Source organism: Solibacillus sp. NPDC093137, assembly GCF_050280445.1.
In the GTDB taxonomy this organism is placed as follows: Bacteria; Bacillota; Bacilli; order Bacillales_A; family Planococcaceae; genus Solibacillus; species Solibacillus isronensis_B.
Genome location: NZ_JBNNVH010000008.1, coordinates 24289 through 39848, shown reverse-complemented (window position 1 = coordinate 39848; position 15560 = coordinate 24289). Strand labels below are relative to the sequence as shown.

Below are 15560 nucleotides of genomic sequence, written 5' to 3'. Positions count from 1 at the left end.
GTTCTTTTATTATATAAAAGTACCTCGAATTTGAGATACTTTAAAACAAGATAATAATTTAAAAATAAATAATATTGAAAATAGTAGGGAGAAATGAAAATGACAAACGTATTAGTAGTAAAAGCAAATAACCGCCCAGATGGCGTATCAACAAAAATGTATGAAACATTCATGGCTGAAGTTGCGAACAATGAAGGTTTAAACGTAACAACTTTTGACGTATTTGAAGAAAATATGCCATATTTCGGTCAAGAATTATTCAACGCTTTCGGTAAAGCACAAGCAGGCGAAGAATTATCAGCAATCGAAGCAGGTTCTTTAGCTGCTTTCAACAAATCTCGTGAAGCTTTAACAGCTGCAGATGTAGTAGTATTTGCATTCCCATTATGGAACTTAACAATTCCAGCAGCATTACAATCATTCATCGATTATACTTATGGCGCTGGCTATTCATTCAAATACAATGAACAAGGTCAATTAGTAAGCTTAATGACTGACAAAAAATATATCGTATTAAACGCACGTGGCGGTATTTACTCAACACCACAAGCATCTGCATCAGAAATGTCAGTAAACTATATTAATGCGGTTATTGGTGGCGTATATGGTATGGAAAAAATTGATGAAGTTATTATCGAAGGTCATGCATCAAATCCAGCTGGAGCTGAACAGATTATTGCTGAAGGCTTAGAAAAAGTAAAAGCTGCAGCGCAAAATTTGGCAAAAGTAACAGCTTAATTAAATTATTCATATAGTAGAGAAGGGTTGCTCACAAAGTTGTGGGCTCCCTTCTTTTTTTAATCGGACAACGGCATTTATTAATGTAAAATTCACTTGGTAGTAAGCTACTTACTTTTTGTAATTAATAAGAAGTGGTAATATAATAAGTAGCAGTTAAATAAATTTAGTTTTAGAGTAGTGAATATGAGGTGAAGAAAATGAAAGAATCAGCACTATGTCCGCGTCTATCAAAAGCAATGGAGCTAGTCGGGAAACGCTGGACAGCTTTAATTATTTATCAATTGTTGGAAGGACCTCAACGTTTCAATGCGATCGAATCAGCATTACCGATTAGTGGACGCTTACTGTCAGAGCGTTTAAAGGAACTAGAAAAAGAAGGTATTGTTGAACGTAAAGTGTATTCAGAAGTACCGGTTCGTGTTGAGTATAATTTAACGGATAAAGGGCATTCACTTGAACAAACTGTGAGAGAAATTGAAATATGGGCGAAAACTTGGTTATAAATCATGCTGTTTTACTTGTAAAAAGCGTTATAAAAACAGATACTTAAAAAGTACGTCAGCTTTACAGGAAAGGAAAATGTTTTTTATGACAATTCAACAGTGGGAAAATGATTTATCACAATGGATCCCTTCAACTAATATAAAAATAAATGAAACACTAAAAAAATATACGATGACAAAGCTTGGCGGTAAGGCAGATATTTTAGTGCTGCCGAATACAGAAGAACAAGCAGCAGCTGTCGTTAAGTATGCATATGAAAATAATGTACCGCTACTCATGCTGGGGAACGGCTCCAATATGGTCGTACGTGATGGTGGAGTACGTGGTATTGTCCTGCATTTTGCTTTATTGGACGAAATTCGTATTGAAGGTGATACGGTTTATGCGCAAAGTGGCGCATTGATTAAAGAAGTATCAAAGCAAGTCGCAGCTCAGAGCTTAACCGGTTTTGAGTTTGCATGCGGAATTCCAGGTTCAATCGGTGGAGCAATGGCAATGAATGCCGGGGCTTACGGTGGTGAGGTTAAAGACATCGTTACAACTTGTAAAGTACTAACACCGAAAGGAGAGCTTCTTGAGCTGAACAACGAGCAACTGGAGCTTTCTTACCGGAAAAGTATCATTGCAAAAAAAGGCTATTTCGTACTGTCTGCTACGTTTCAGTTAGCACATGGTGATCAAAAGCAAATAGATGAGAAGATTGCCGATTTAACGTTCCAGCGTGAATCGAAGCAGCCGCTAGAATACCCTTCGGCGGGCAGTGTATTCAAACGTCCACCAGGTTATTTTGCAGGTAAGCTTATTCAGGATAGTGAATTGCAAGGTAAAGGTGTCGGAGGGGCAGAAGTTTCTACAAAGCATGCAGGATTTATCGTCAATAAAAACAATGCTACGGCAAAGGACTATATCGATACAATTCAAATGGTACAGCGTGTTGTAAAAGAGAAGTACGATATCGACTTGGAAATGGAAGTAAAAATCGTCGGTGAAGACTAATCTTGGATGATATAAAATGACTTCAACTCGTGCTAATTTAGCGCGAGTTCTCTTTTTTTTTAATGATAATTAATATGAGATTACATAAAAGGAGTAAGAAAGATGAAATTTATTTCGTGGAATGTGAACGGGATTCGTGCTTGTGTAAATAAAGGATTTTTGGATTATTTCCGTGAAATGGATGCGGACTTTTTCTGTATCCAGGAAACGAAATGCCAGGTAGGACAGATTGATCTTCAACTGGAAGGATATTATCAATATTGGCATTCAGCAGTGAAAAAAGGTTACTCCGGTACAGCTGTATTTACGAAACATGAACCGTTAGCAGTGTACTACGGAATTGAAAATGAAATTGCGGCAGATGAAGGCCGCATCCTTACATTGGAGTATGAAAACTTTTATTTAGTAAACACGTACACACCGAATGCTAAGAGAGATTTAACTCGTCTGGAAGAGCGGCTGCAATGGGAAGACCGGATGACACTATATTTGAAGGAACTTGATGCGAAAAAGCCCGTCATTTATTGTGGAGATTTAAATGTTGCACATAGTGAACTGGATATTAAAAATGTGAAATCCAATATCGGGAACTCCGGATTTACATATGAAGAGCGCGGAAAGATGACAGAATTACTTTCAAGTGGATTTACGGATACGTTTCGTCATTTCCATCCGGACTTAACCGACCATTTTACATGGTGGAGTTATATGGCCAAAGTACGTGAGCGAAATATCGGCTGGCGCATCGATTATTTTATTATATCTGACCGACTTGTTGAAAAAGTAGAGGAAGCATCTATACATTCAGAAATTTTAGGTAGCGATCATTGCCCTATCGTATTAAAATTAAAAACGGTGTAAGATGAATAGACTAATAGAAACAGAACTTTTACAGCATAATAAAGCTTTGTAAAAACAGAAAAAAAAGAGGTGGAATTTATGGCACAACAGGCGAAAAAGTCAAAAGGGCGCAAATTTATAAACATCGTCATTTGGGCAGTTGGGATTTTAATTATTGTAGGTGGTGCAGCGGTAGCAGGATTGCACTTATACGTAGCAAATTCTAAACCTGTCATTGAAGGTGAACTCGCGGTATCAATTTTAGATGATGATGTTGAAGTTACGAGAGATGGTGTAGGGGTTCCACACATTGTGGCCAAGTCTGATGCGGATCTTTACCGTGCACAAGGCTATGTGCAGGCACAGGATCGTTTATTCCAAATGGATTTAGCGCGCCGCCAAGCAAGTGGTATGTTAGCTGAAGTGGTAGGGGAATCTGCAGTAAATACAGATAAGTTTTTCCGTACATTCAGTTTACGACATGCTGCAGAGTTATCATGGGATGATTATGATGCACAGTCAAAACAAATTCTTGAATGGTATGCGGAAGGTGTAAATGCTTTTATCGATGAAGTAAAAGGTACGAGCAAACTTTCATATGAATTCAAACTACTAGGGTATACGCCTGAAGCTTGGACACCGATTGATTCATTGACAATTGGTAAATATATGGCATATGACTTAGGCGGAAACTGGAATCAGCAAGCTTTCCGATCATGGGCAATGCAAAACTATACACAAGAACAAGCTGAAGAATTATTTGTAGAGTACCCAGAAAATGCTCAATCAATTATTGAAGCAAATTTAAATCTGGAAACGGATATTGCAAGTGCCATTCCGACAGATTACTTACCGTCAGAACATAACGGCAGTAATAACTGGGTTGTAAGTGGCGAGCTGACAAAATCGGGTAAGCCATTACTTGCAGATGATCCACATCTAGGATTAAGCACGCCATCTGTATGGTATCAAATGCATCTGGAATCACCTGAACAAAATGTTAGTGGTGTAATTTTTGCAGGGATCCCTGGAATTATTCTTGGGCATAACGAACAAATTGCATGGGGCGTAACGAATGTGAACCCGGATGTACAAGATTTATATATTGAAAAACCAAACCCTGAAAACCCATATGAATTTGAATATGACGGTGAATGGGAAGAGGCAACTGTCCGACAAGAGCCGATCAAAGTAAAAGACGGTGAAACGGTGGACTTTGAAGTTGTGGAAACACGCCATGGTCCAATCATTTCTAACATTATGTTAAAAGATACAAAAATGAAAGAGCAGTTCTCTATGCAGTGGACAGCACTGCAATCAACACAAGAATTAAAAGCAGTATTAGGCTTCAATAAAGCGACAAATTGGGAAGAGTTTGAAGTTGCGCTAGAGGACTTTAAAGCACCGGCACAAAACTTTGTGTTTGCTTCAACTGATGGAACAATTGCTTACAAAGCAAATGGCCTAGTACCAATCCGTAAACAAGGTACAGGTTCATTACCGGTGCCAGGTAATTCGTCGGAATACGGCTGGGAAAGCTATATCCCATTTGATGAGCTGCCAACTGTTATTAATCCGGAAGAAGGCTATATTGCAACAGCGAACAATCAAGTTGTAGGTGATGAATACCCTTACCATATTTCAAATCTTTGGGCACAGCCTTATCGATTTGAGCGAATCGTAGAAATGATTAAAACACCGATGTATGATGAGGAAACAGGTGAATTATTAAAGCTTTCTGTTGCAGAAATGAAAGGTATGCAAATGGATAAAAAGAATTTGCATGCCGCAGAATTTTTACCGGGCTTGCTTGAAACGATTAAAGCTCAAGATAAAGAAGACAAGTATAAGAGTGTCATTACTCTCCTGGAAGAATGGGAGTATTATGATGACAAAGATCAAGGTGCACCACTTGTGTACCACTTCTTAATTGAAAATATGGAAAAAGCATTATTCCAAGATGCAATGCCGGAAGATGTTTACAAATTAATGCCTGGCAAATCGCAAATTACAGACCAAATGCTGCGTGATGCATATGCAGGCAATCCGGGTGTCTGGATTACAGAAGAAGGCGGACTGGATAAGTTTGTTTATACTGCATTCGAGGATGCTGTAACAAAGATTAAAGGTGAATTTGGGACGTCTGTTTCAAAATGGAAATGGGGCAGCTATAATCAGCTGACATTTGATCATCCATTAGCAAGCGCATCGGACTTTTTAGCGGACTATGTCAACCCTGAAAAGCTACCGGTTGGCGGTTCTAGTGTTACCGTGCAAGCAGCTTCTGAAGATGGCAACGGAAATGTAAATCACGGTGCATCGTGGCGCTTTGTAGCTGACTTGGATAATTTAAAATCAGCATATCATATTGTCGGTCCAGGACAGAGCGGACATGTGAAGTCTAAATGGTATGACAACCAGACTTCAAACTGGGTTTACGGGCGCTATCATAAAACGAAAATCAATGGCGATATCGATCATGGTTATGAATTGATATTAAAAGCTGAGTAATAAAATTGAATCAGTCCTCCCTTTTTAAAAAGGGGGGATTTTTTATATTTAAATGTTACTTTGACGTTTAAGTTTTGATATAAGGAGAATAGTAGTGCAGTAAATATTAATAAAATGAGTTAAAATGCAGAGGTGAAAATTACTAATTTAAAGTAAAAAAGTCACATATGCTAATCGAAATGTTTGAGTTAAATTACTTGGCGTTATATGATTAGAGAAGATAATCTGGTTTTATAAATGGGGCGAAAGATGACAATGTCAGGTATTAAATTAATAAATGTAACAGAAGAAATTGTAAAAGGGCTTGTTAGTTTTCTGCTGCATGGCGTTGAATATCAAACATTTTGCCATTGTGAACAATGTGAGATGGATGTGAATGCAATTGTTTTAAATGTATTGCCTGCTCGTTATGTTACATCGGATGAGACGAGAGATGCTGTATTTAAACAAATGAGCACCCCGGAATATCTTGAGGAAATCAATAAACAAATTATCCATGCACTTCACATCGTAAAACAATATCCTAAGCATCCATAAGAAATGATTTCAATGCGTTCATTATGTATATAAGCAGTCATGATCAAGTTTTGTAAAAGATAAAATGAAGAGGTTATTCAATTAGGGGCATACTAATTGCAATAGCCTTTTTCTTTTAATGCCTTTTAACGTAGGGAGACTTTAAAATTGCCACTATTCACGTAGATGGCTGACTAAATTGCTTCCTGTGTAACCATAGCCGAATTGTTATGAAACTGAGCCTATGTAATTTAAGCGTTTACTGTTTTCAGTTAACTTTTTGCGTGAAATTGTAGTAAACTGAAAGAAGCAATTGGAAAGAGAGGGAACAGCTATGCCAACACCTAGCATGGAGGACCACATTGAACAAATTTATCTACTAATTGAACATAAAGGGTATGCACGTGTGTCCGATATTGCGGAAGCTTTATCTGTTCTACCTTCCTCCGTTACAAAAATGGTGCAGAAATTAGATAAAGACGGCTATTTAATATATGAAAAATATAGAGGCTTAACATTAACGCCAAAAGGGCAAAAGTTAGGAAAGAGACTTGTTCAGCGACATGATTTGCTGGAGCAATTTTTGCGTTTAATAGGGGTTGATGAAGAACGTATATATGAAGACGTTGAAGGTATTGAACATCACTTGAGCTGGAATTCCATTGATCGCATTGCGGATCTTGTACAGCTTTTAGAAGAACAGCCTCAAATGACGAAGAAGCTGGAAGAAATGAAATCAAATCATAGTATGTAATGATTGACAAGAAAAAGGAGAATATGATGAATCAATTAATAAAATCAGGACAAGTAGTGGAATTAACGGTATTGGAAGAACAAGGGTCACGTTATATTTTAACAAATGGTGAGTTGGAAATTCCCTTAAATGCATCAGATGTAGCTGAAACAATTGCGATAGGCGATGTTTTAAAAGTATTCCTTTATACGGATCGCCGTGGAGACCTGCAGGCAACGACAGCCATTCCGCATATTACAGAAGCGGATTACGGTTGGGCACGTGTATTGAAAGTAACAAAAGAAGGTGCCTTCTGTGATATTGGTACATCCCGCGAAGTATTAGTACGTGCTGAAGACTTGCCGGTGATTGAAGAGGTATGGCCGGAAGCAGGAGATCATTTGTATATTACATTACGTACAGATCGCAACGGAGATTTATTCGGTCGTTTAATTACAGAAGAAAAAGTTAATGACATGTATGAAGGCGCAGCGGAAGACATGTTCAATAAAAACATTACAGCTCGACCATACCGTCTATTACCGGTAGGATCGTTTTTATTAGGGGTTGAAAATCCTTATCGTATTTTCGTCCACGAATCGGAAATGAAAGCTGAGCCGCGTTTAGGACAAGAATTGCAAGTGCGCATTATTGATGTGAAGGAAGATGGCTCGTTAAACGGCTCGTTTTTACCTCGAAAACATGAGCGTTTAGGTGATGATGCTGAGAGAATCTTTGCATATTTGGAAAGTGTCGGCGGAAAAATGCCGTTTGGCGATAAATCAACGCCAGAGGAAATTTCTGAAATGTTCAAGATGAGTAAAGGTTCGTTTAAGCGTGCACTAGGTACTTTAATGAAAGCGCGCAAAATTACGCAAAAAGACGGCTGGACAGAAATCGTTTAGATACAACTATAAGTAAAAGGGGAAATGTATATGAAACCTTTTACTTTTTTTATTCGTATTAATTAGAGAATGTATAGTAGAATTGGACAACATATACATTCGTAAAGGGGGATTTATAAATGAGACAAAAATGGATGGGTGTTATTGCAGCATTCGCGTTATTGATTTCTTTTGTTTTACCAATGAGCGCTTCTGCGGCAACTACAGAACAAAAAAATCCAATCAATGAAAAGCTCGGCGTACCAATCGTTGTTTACGGAGGTAATTTATCTGCTGATGAAAAAGAAACAGTAAAAACTGCTTTGCGTGTGGATCAGGAAACAGAAATAGATGAAATTACAATTTCAGGACAGGATTTAGCAAAATATATAAAAGATAGTAACCCAAGTTCACGCATGTTCTCATCTGCTAAAATTACACGTCAAGATGCAGGCAAGGGACTTACAATTAGTATTGTAACACCAGATAATATTACACAGGTAACATCGGAAATGTATGCAAATGCCATGTTAACAGCAGGTATTGAAGATGCGATTGTGGAAATTGCAGCACCTAAACCGGTAACAGGTCACTCGGCATTAGTTGGGATATATAAAGCATATGAAGCAAAAACAGGTGAGACATTAGATATTGAGCGTACAGATGTAGCGAATGACGAATTATCTGTTGCAACATCAATTGCTGAATCGGCAGGAGTTTCAGATGCACAAGTTTCGGAATTATTAACAGAAATTAAGAAAGCAATTGCTGAAAATAAACCGGCAACAAAAGAAGAAGTTCAGCAAATTGTTGAAGAACAGTTGAACAAACTGCAAATCAATTTAAGTGAAACAGACCGTCAGCTTTTAGTGGATTTAATGGACCGAATCAGTAATTTGAATATCGACTTCAGTAAATTATCTTCACAGCTTTCAGATTTGACTGCAAAGTTCGATGAGAAGTTCGGTGCAATATTAGAGGATGAAGGATTTTGGCAAAGCGTCAAAAACTTCTTCAATAATTTAATCGATACAATTTCATCTTGGTTTAAATAAAATAGTCATTCAATGAAAGCACTCATAATCGGGTGCTTTTATTTTTATTGAAAATTCAAATTATGGTATATTGTGAAGTATAGAAGGAGGGAGAAATATGGAATTTATTTATAAAGACAAAGGGAACAACTATGGTGCTCTGGAATACGAATTGAACGGTCAGCGTGTTGCTGAGATTACTTGGGTTTTACGTGACGGGGTCATGAATATGGATCATACGTATGTATCTGATGTGTTACGCGGTCAAGGGGTAGCTAAAAAGCTTTTAGATGCCGCTGCGGATTACGCTCGAGAAAACAATTACAAAATGAATGCCATTTGTTCATATGTCGTTTCTTCATTCCAAAAAAGTGACGCGTATGACGATGTAAAAGTATAGCAATATACAAAAAACACGATTTTCATTTTTTAGAAAATCGTGTTTTATTATGGAATTATAATTTTCTTTTGATTTATTGTCATGTTTATTTAAAATCCTACCAATAATAAAATCAAAGCAGTAATAACTCCTGAAACACCGAGAAGAGTAAGAATTTCCGTACCTTTATATGTAATTTCTTTGTTTTGGAACATGTTAAACACTCCTTTATTTCCCTTATTTATATATATTTACCCAGTTCAGGTAGTTTTTACTCCTATAACAGCCAATGTTTTAAAAGAATTTCGCAGGGTATATTAATTTATATGAAAAGGTAAAATAAATTCGGAATTAGGAGGTAATATTATTATGGCTAAATTAAAAGGTAAAGGCGTTGTAGTTGCAGGATTATTAGCAGGTGCCGCTTCATTTTTAAGTAAAAAGGAAAACCGTGATAAAGCAATGGACTATTTTAATAAAGCAAAAGGTAAAGTAAATGAAAGCGGTGGAGTTCAGGGCTTGATGCAAAAAGTACAAGACAAATCAGCTGGTTACAGTAACGAAAATGCGCATCCATCATCGACAGGAGATTTAGATACAAATATGGCGAAATCGGCTTCTGTCGGAAAAGATGATTACAAAGAAGAATCATTGGAAGATGTTGCAGTGACAGCAGGAGAGGTTGCAGACCATACGTTAGAAGGTAACCAAATGGTCGAAGAAGGCGCTCAAACAACAACTGATTATTATAATCATGAACAGGATAAAAGAGCATAAGCAAACCGATGAGTGTTATAAAAACAAGGTAGGCGGGAAATTAGCCTCCTTTTTTTATGATGTTGGGGCTTGGTAATGTCTAGAAAACACTTTGAATAAGGAATTAAACTTCAAAACGATAAAAAAAGGGTTTGTCTGAAACGTTTTTAAATCGTTTCAGACAAATCCTTTAACATGTATAAAGATTAAGCGTTAGCTGTTTCTTTTTTCATTGTTTTGTTTTTAGCAAGGTTAACGTGCCAAGATAGAGCTTCCTCTAAGATATGAGGAGTGTGCGCGCCGCCAGTTGCTTCGTAAGCGCGGTTATAGTAATCCCATAACTGATCTTTGAAATCTGGGTGAGCACAGTTTTCGATGATTAATTTTACGCGCTCTTTTGGAGCAAGTCCGCGTAAATCAGCGATACCTTGTTCAGTTACGATTACGTCTACATCGTGCTCAGTGTGGTCTACGTGAGAAACCATTGGTACGATTGAAGAAATCGCGCCGCCTTTTGCGTATGATTTCGTTACGAAGATACCAAGACGAGCGTTACGTGCGAAGTCACCAGAACCGCCGATACCATTCATCATTTTAGTTCCTGAAACGTGTGTAGAGTTTACGTTACCATAAATATCCAACTCAAGAGCAGTGTTGATTGAGATTAAGCCCAAACGACGGATAAGCTCTGGGTGGTTAGAGATTTCTTGTGGACGTAAGCAAATTTTATCAGCATACTTTTCTAAGTTGCCGTAAACTTTTTTCTGTAATTCTTCTGTAAGTGTAATAGAAGTTGCAGCAGCAAAGCGTACTTTACCAGCATCAATTAAGTTGAATACTGCATCTTGTAATACTTCAGAAGCAACTACCAAGTTTTCGAATTCTGCATCAGCAAAGCCGTCTAATACTGCGTTTGCCACAGAACCTACACCTGATTGTAATGGCATTAATTCATTTGTTAAACGACCCGCTTTGATTTCAGAACGGAAGAAATCTAATAAAATGTTTGCCATTGTTTGTGTTTCCTCATCTGGAGGAACGATTAATGAAGGAGCGTCTGGCTCTTCAGAGATAACGATTGCTTTAATTTTAGCTGGATCTACTTTAATACCGATTTCACCGATACGTTGCTCAGCATTTGTCATTGGAATCGCGTCACGCTTACCTTGTTCACCTGGAACATAGATATCATGAATACCGATCAATGCTTCTGGATGAGAGATATTTAATTCGATAATAATGTTCTCAGCATATTCAGCGAAGATTGGTGAGTTACCTACAGAGTTTGATGGGATAATTAAGCCGTCTTCTGTAATTGCAACTGCTTCTAAAATTAAGTGTTTAATAGGACCGATAATTCCTTGACGTACTAACTCAGCATTGTGAGAAAGGTGTGCGTCTACATAAGAAATTTCGCCTTTGTTTACTAAACCGCGCATTACCGCATCCCCTTGGAAAGGACCGCGTTTGTTAATAACACCAGCAGCAGCTAAGTAGTTATCAACTTCAGGACCTAATGAAGCCCCTGTATATACATCAATTTTAAATTTTTCGTTTTTAGCGCGCTCTACTAATGCCATTGGTACAACTTTAGCATCACCTGCGCGAGTAAATCCTGACATCCCTACAACTGTGCCATCTTGGATTAAAGCAGCAGCTTCTTCAGCAGATACAACTTTATCTACTAATTGTTTTAAACCTAAACGTTTCTCAACTCGTGGATCCATGAATAAATCCTCCCCTAATAAGTTATTTAATCGTTTGATAAACAGAAAATTTTGTAATTTTCTGTGTTTTTCACCAGGTAGTAAACCGGCATTTATGCTAATATTATCATCAAATTGTCACATTTACTTCACGCCCAACATAAAAGCGCTTAAAAGGTGATTATTAGAGAAATTTAACGTAAAAAAGAGATAAAAAGTAGATTGCGTGTGAAGTCACCTAGTTACTCGTTTAGCAAATATACACAATTAAGGAAGGGAGAATAGGTCAAAAGGCCAGGTGGAGAGGCAGGAAGTAAAAAAGCGACTCATATGTACGAGTCGCTTTTAAATGATTTTAGAATCCTAAAGAACGGCGGAAGTAGCTAGCATAGCGTTGGCTTACAGGAATACGTGTGCCGTCTTTCATAATTAATAGGAAAGTTGAATGTGAATCTGGTTGGATTTCATCAATGTAATCGATATTAACAATATAAGAACGGTGGCAACGGATGAACGAATCAGGAGCTAAAAATAACTCTAAGTCACTTAAGTTCAAACGGTGATATCCTTCACGGTGCATCGTTTTTACAAATGTTTTACGCAATTGTGTCTCAAGATAAATTACTTGATTGTGTTTAATTGGGTACCAGCAGTCATCAATTTTTACTGTAATATAATTAGTTAAAAATGGAGAAGGTTTTTGAGGGAAGATAGCTGTAATAGCACCTTTTGTTTCACCTTCTTCAATGAGAGGAATACTCATTCCGTAATAAGGAACTCCGAATACATCCGATTCAATGTATGAATTGATTTTTTGACCATACGTTAAAGCTTTGTATGCAGCTGAACCTTCTTTAATCGGGTCACCTGGTTTGATTTTTAAGTCTACTTTTTTGCTTGGCTGATAATATAAATACTCATTTGTATCTGAAATAGCAATTGATGTATTCTCAGGGAAAAATTCTTTAATGACTTCCATAATTTCTTCTATTTGTCTTGGATCCACTTTATAACACCTCTTTATAAGCATTTTATACAATTATGAACTATTTTACTACATATTTAAAGAAATTGGGTTGGGAAGATTTTTTAAAATGAAAAATATTTTTTGTGGATTTAAAAAGGGCTTTTTTTTATGGGAAATATAATGAAAAAATAGCGTGAAAATTACTATGGTAAAAGAGTATGATTAGGTGAAATAAGCATTTTTTAAATTCCTTTATTTCTATAATTGGAAGTAACCTAATAATTTTGTCCTAGGTTAATTGTTAAAATTAGGTTGAAAGCAAAACTTGTAATATGGTAATATTCACTATAGTTACTAATAAAATGTACTAATATGCGGAAAACAATGCATACTATAATAGTATAAATATAAAAATGAATAAATATTTACTTTGCTTAATAAAAGAATTTCTACTATAGAAATTTCTTATGATTAATATAATGTTATTACTTATTATGAAATGCAGTCTGGCAGATGTAAGGAATATAACCAATCTGCAGAATTATGACAATTTCTTGTACATTTGTATTAGGCTTGTTTTTCTGATAAGTAATAGAAGGTCATTCTGAAGAAAGATGGGGTAACTTATGCAACTACATCAATATTCAATCTCGGAAACAATTTCAAAACGGTATTTTCAAGAGATTGACAATATCAATCAATATGCTGGTATCGAAGATTTTTTTGTTCTGGAATCTCGATTAATTTTTGAAGTTTATCATTTAGAAGTAGCAAAAGCAAAGAAGACATTACACGAAATTATAGACATATTATCCGCACGCTTCGGAAAACAGGTCATTAAAGTAGTGCGCTCGTATTTTGTTACGTTATCCTCAATTGTTGCGCGTAAGCTTTTAGATAATCAAGTCCCTTCTAAAAAAGCATTTGCCTTCAATTTAGCATGTGCAGATATGATTGAAAACAAGATGAAGGATGCCGAGTTTCTGCAATTTGCAGATGACTTAATCGATTTTTATGTGTACTTTATTGCGGACCGAAAGCAGCCTACGTTCCGTCACCAAACAGTAAACAAAGTAATTATGTACATAAATGATGAGCTGGAAAATGATTTAACAGTTGAAAGTATTGCAGCAAACTTCCATATTAGTACGAGTCATTTATCGCGTATTTTCCGTGAGCATGTAGGTATCACTTTAGTTGAATATTTAAATGTCCGCCGTGTAGAGGAATCTCAATATTATTTACGCCATACGAATAAAAGTATTACGTCAATTTCAGATCAATTCCATTTCTGCAATCAGAGTTATTTCACTAGAATTTTCAAGAAATACACAGGTGTAACACCTAAACATTTCCGTGATGAACTGCATCATGAGTTTTTCCGATTTGAAATTCCTGAAGTAGAGTACCAAAGTATTTAATACTTGCAAGCCTAATAGTGCGTATAATAATCCCTTGAATGTAGGGCAGATTAGTTAATTTAAATTCTTTATTCTTCGTTCAGCTGAAAGTTTCAGAAAAAAAAGAATAATATATGAAAACTCTGCATGGTATATATTATTACATGTAGAGTTTTTTATTTTATAACTAGTTTGTGCCTTTAAGATTTTCAAAATTGCATTATCAATTAAGCTAGTTTTATACTAAACAAAGGTTGGAAAATAGATTGCATTTAATGAGAACATGCAATCAGTATGTAAGGAGAGAAAAATGAAAAAATATGAGAGAGCGATCTCACTCGTTTTAGTTGCAGGAGCTAGTTTAACCGCATTATTTTTCATTGTGAAACAAAATATGGAAGCGGCCATTTTAGCTATGACGATTATGTTTACGTTTACGAATTTTTTCCGTTCACGTACCTTTAAAGAAAAGGGTCATGAAAAAGAAGCAAAATGGATGCAGAAGATGTCGATGATTTTTGCGGTTTTATCAATTATTGTTTTATTTATTATTGTCACAGGATAAAAATAGAAAAAGAAGGCGAAATGGAATGAACAGAAAAGCAAACAGAAAAAGTCCGATCGCAATGATTGTATCCATTTCAATTGTTATTTTAATCGCGATCTTAGGGTCTATTTATTATAAATTTGAAGTAGCACAATCTGCTACAGAAGAAAAATCTGTTGAACCAACTGAACTGGAAAATGAAGAGACGCAAAATAAAACAAACGAAACGGAAGAACCGGTGAAGCCACAAGATGAAAATGTTGATGATCTGGCTTCTTCAGAACAAAACGGTGAAAATCCTTCGGCAAATTCCGGGGAGCAGCCAATTAAACAACCTGCTCAAGAAACACCACCCGCTACGGAAGAAGTAGCGCTGGAAAATGGATACATTGTTGGCCAAAAGCCTGCAACAGAACCTACTTTTGTAAAAGGGGTTTTAATTGCGAATAAGAAAAACCCCCTTCCTGCTACGTACAATAAAGGGGAAAATCCAAAGGCGCGTGCCGCTTTTGAAAAGATGGCAAAAGCTGCGATGGAAAATGGAATAGAGCTCGTTGCTTTTAGTGGTTTCCGTTCTTACGAATATCAACAAACACTATACGATCGGTATGTGAAGCGAGATGGGAAGGAAGCGGCAGATCGCTATAGTGCGAGACCAGGGTATTCCGAGCATCAAACTGGACTCGCTTTTGATATTGGGGAAAAGGGTCGTGAAGATTTGTGGCTGACAAATGAGTTCGGCGACACTGAAGCAGGGCAGTGGTTGGCACAAAATGCCCATAAGTACGGGTTCATTTTACGATATCCAAAAGGAAAAGAAGAAATTACAGGATTCATGCATGAATCATGGCATTTCCGCTATTTGGAAGGCGAACTTGCGACAAAGGTATTTGAAGCAGGCGTAACGTTGGAAGAATACTTAGGGATACAATAATAAACTGATTTATAAATAAAAAAACCAATTTTCTCCCTAGAGAAAATTGGTTTTTTATTGTGTGCAAAAGGGCTTTCAATTCACCTGATATACTTTCAGCTCAATTTCATTT

The 15560-nt window shown here is 36.6% G+C and carries 16 protein-coding genes; 14 read left to right on the top strand and 2 right to left on the bottom strand.

Annotated features, from left to right (window positions below; genetic code table 11):
* Nucleotides 1-99: 99 nt before the first annotated feature.
* The 11 genes from ACQKN3_RS18345 to ACQKN3_RS18295 all read left to right on the top strand — a co-directional run bounded on the left by ACQKN3_RS18345 (nucleotide 100) and on the right by ACQKN3_RS18295 (nucleotide 9915).
* Nucleotides 100-738 carry an FMN-dependent NADH-azoreductase gene (locus ACQKN3_RS18345; protein ID WP_427713832.1) on the top strand — a complete coding sequence of 213 codons (639 nt, stop codon included), beginning with the start codon at nucleotides 100-102 and terminating at the stop codon, nucleotides 736-738.
* A gap of 200 nt (nucleotides 739-938) precedes the next feature.
* Nucleotides 939-1244: a winged helix-turn-helix transcriptional regulator gene (locus ACQKN3_RS18340; RefSeq protein WP_251691265.1), complete on the top strand. Its 306-nt coding sequence runs from the start codon at nucleotides 939-941 to the stop codon at nucleotides 1242-1244.
* Between the two features lie 85 nt (nucleotides 1245-1329).
* Entirely contained in the window at nucleotides 1330-2241 is a 912-nt protein-coding gene (murB, locus tag ACQKN3_RS18335; RefSeq protein WP_251691267.1) for a UDP-N-acetylmuramate dehydrogenase, read from the top strand.
* Nucleotides 2242-2343: 102 nt separating this feature from the next.
* Nucleotides 2344-3102, top strand: coding sequence for an exodeoxyribonuclease III (locus ACQKN3_RS18330; RefSeq protein WP_427713830.1), 759 nt, complete (start codon nucleotides 2344-2346; stop codon nucleotides 3100-3102).
* A gap of 78 nt (nucleotides 3103-3180) precedes the next feature.
* Complete coding sequence (locus tag ACQKN3_RS18325; RefSeq protein WP_427713828.1) at nucleotides 3181-5592, top strand: penicillin acylase family protein; 2412 nt, start codon at nucleotides 3181-3183, stop codon at nucleotides 5590-5592.
* A 249-nt stretch (nucleotides 5593-5841) separates the two neighbouring features.
* Nucleotides 5842-6129 (top strand): late competence development ComFB family protein, encoded by a 288-nt coding sequence (locus tag ACQKN3_RS18320; protein ID WP_427713826.1) that lies wholly within the window; start codon nucleotides 5842-5844, stop codon nucleotides 6127-6129.
* A gap of 313 nt (nucleotides 6130-6442) precedes the next feature.
* Nucleotides 6443-6862, top strand: coding sequence for a transcriptional regulator MntR (mntR, locus tag ACQKN3_RS18315; protein ID WP_251691274.1), 420 nt, complete (start codon nucleotides 6443-6445; stop codon nucleotides 6860-6862).
* A gap of 26 nt (nucleotides 6863-6888) precedes the next feature.
* Complete coding sequence (locus tag ACQKN3_RS18310) at nucleotides 6889-7746, top strand: CvfB family protein (RefSeq protein ID WP_427713824.1); 858 nt, start codon at nucleotides 6889-6891, stop codon at nucleotides 7744-7746.
* Nucleotides 7747-7865: 119 nt separating this feature from the next.
* On the top strand, nucleotides 7866-8780 hold the full coding sequence (locus tag ACQKN3_RS18305; RefSeq protein WP_251691278.1) for a DUF1002 domain-containing protein: 915 nt from the start codon (nucleotides 7866-7868) through the stop codon (nucleotides 8778-8780).
* 97 nt (nucleotides 8781-8877) lie between these two features.
* On the top strand, nucleotides 8878-9159 hold the full coding sequence (locus ACQKN3_RS18300; RefSeq protein ID WP_008405806.1) for a GNAT family N-acetyltransferase: 282 nt from the start codon (nucleotides 8878-8880) through the stop codon (nucleotides 9157-9159).
* A 348-nt stretch (nucleotides 9160-9507) separates the two neighbouring features.
* Nucleotides 9508-9915 (top strand): 3-oxoacyl-ACP reductase, encoded by a 408-nt coding sequence (locus tag ACQKN3_RS18295; protein WP_427713820.1) that lies wholly within the window; start codon nucleotides 9508-9510, stop codon nucleotides 9913-9915.
* 185 nt (nucleotides 9916-10100) lie between these two features.
* Here ACQKN3_RS18295 and ACQKN3_RS18290 read toward each other — a convergent pair whose 3' ends face one another.
* Together ACQKN3_RS18290 and ACQKN3_RS18285 are read right to left on the bottom strand one after the other, a co-directional pair.
* Nucleotides 10101-11621 (bottom strand): succinate CoA transferase, encoded by a 1521-nt coding sequence (locus tag ACQKN3_RS18290; RefSeq protein ID WP_427713817.1) that lies wholly within the window; start codon nucleotides 11619-11621, stop codon nucleotides 10101-10103.
* A 334-nt stretch (nucleotides 11622-11955) separates the two neighbouring features.
* Nucleotides 11956-12606: a LytTR family DNA-binding domain-containing protein gene (locus ACQKN3_RS18285; protein ID WP_008405802.1), complete on the bottom strand. Its 651-nt coding sequence runs from the start codon at nucleotides 12604-12606 to the stop codon at nucleotides 11956-11958.
* A gap of 587 nt (nucleotides 12607-13193) precedes the next feature.
* Here ACQKN3_RS18285 and ACQKN3_RS18280 point away from each other — a divergent pair.
* The 3 genes from ACQKN3_RS18280 (at nucleotide 13194) to ACQKN3_RS18270 (ending at nucleotide 15448) form a co-directional block, all read left to right on the top strand.
* Entirely contained in the window at nucleotides 13194-13988 is a 795-nt protein-coding gene (locus tag ACQKN3_RS18280; protein WP_251691284.1) for a helix-turn-helix transcriptional regulator, read from the top strand.
* A 289-nt stretch (nucleotides 13989-14277) separates the two neighbouring features.
* Nucleotides 14278-14532 (top strand): hypothetical protein, encoded by a 255-nt coding sequence (locus tag ACQKN3_RS18275; protein ID WP_079523311.1) that lies wholly within the window; start codon nucleotides 14278-14280, stop codon nucleotides 14530-14532.
* Nucleotides 14533-14557: 25 nt separating this feature from the next.
* Nucleotides 14558-15448 carry a M15 family metallopeptidase gene (locus ACQKN3_RS18270; protein ID WP_427713814.1) on the top strand — a complete coding sequence of 297 codons (891 nt, stop codon included), beginning with the start codon at nucleotides 14558-14560 and terminating at the stop codon, nucleotides 15446-15448.
* Nucleotides 15449-15560 lie beyond the last annotated feature (112 nt).

Bases quoted from the DNA above. Each gene is read 5' to 3' on its own strand.
- ACQKN3_RS18345 (WP_427713832.1), top strand. From the start codon at position 100: ATGACAAACGTATTAGTAGTAAAAGCAAATAACCGCCCAGATGGCGTA.
- ACQKN3_RS18340 (WP_251691265.1), top strand. From the start codon at position 939: ATGAAAGAATCAGCACTATGTCCGCGTCTATCAAAAGCAATGGAGCTA.
- murB (WP_251691267.1), top strand. From the start codon at position 1,330: ATGACAATTCAACAGTGGGAAAATGATTTATCACAATGGATCCCTTCA.
- ACQKN3_RS18330 (WP_427713830.1), top strand. From the start codon at position 2,344: ATGAAATTTATTTCGTGGAATGTGAACGGGATTCGTGCTTGTGTAAAT.
- ACQKN3_RS18325 (WP_427713828.1), top strand. From the start codon at position 3,181: ATGGCACAACAGGCGAAAAAGTCAAAAGGGCGCAAATTTATAAACATC.
- ACQKN3_RS18320 (WP_427713826.1), top strand. From the start codon at position 5,842: ATGACAATGTCAGGTATTAAATTAATAAATGTAACAGAAGAAATTGTA.
- mntR (WP_251691274.1), top strand. From the start codon at position 6,443: ATGCCAACACCTAGCATGGAGGACCACATTGAACAAATTTATCTACTA.
- ACQKN3_RS18310 (WP_427713824.1), top strand. From the start codon at position 6,889: ATGAATCAATTAATAAAATCAGGACAAGTAGTGGAATTAACGGTATTG.
- ACQKN3_RS18305 (WP_251691278.1), top strand. From the start codon at position 7,866: ATGAGACAAAAATGGATGGGTGTTATTGCAGCATTCGCGTTATTGATT.
- ACQKN3_RS18300 (WP_008405806.1), top strand. From the start codon at position 8,878: ATGGAATTTATTTATAAAGACAAAGGGAACAACTATGGTGCTCTGGAA.
- ACQKN3_RS18295 (WP_427713820.1), top strand. From the start codon at position 9,508: ATGGCTAAATTAAAAGGTAAAGGCGTTGTAGTTGCAGGATTATTAGCA.
- ACQKN3_RS18290 (WP_427713817.1), bottom strand. From the start codon at position 11,621: ATGGATCCACGAGTTGAGAAACGTTTAGGTTTAAAACAATTAGTAGAT.
- ACQKN3_RS18280 (WP_251691284.1), top strand. From the start codon at position 13,194: ATGCAACTACATCAATATTCAATCTCGGAAACAATTTCAAAACGGTAT.
- ACQKN3_RS18275 (WP_079523311.1), top strand. From the start codon at position 14,278: ATGAAAAAATATGAGAGAGCGATCTCACTCGTTTTAGTTGCAGGAGCT.
- ACQKN3_RS18270 (WP_427713814.1), top strand. From the start codon at position 14,558: ATGAACAGAAAAGCAAACAGAAAAAGTCCGATCGCAATGATTGTATCC.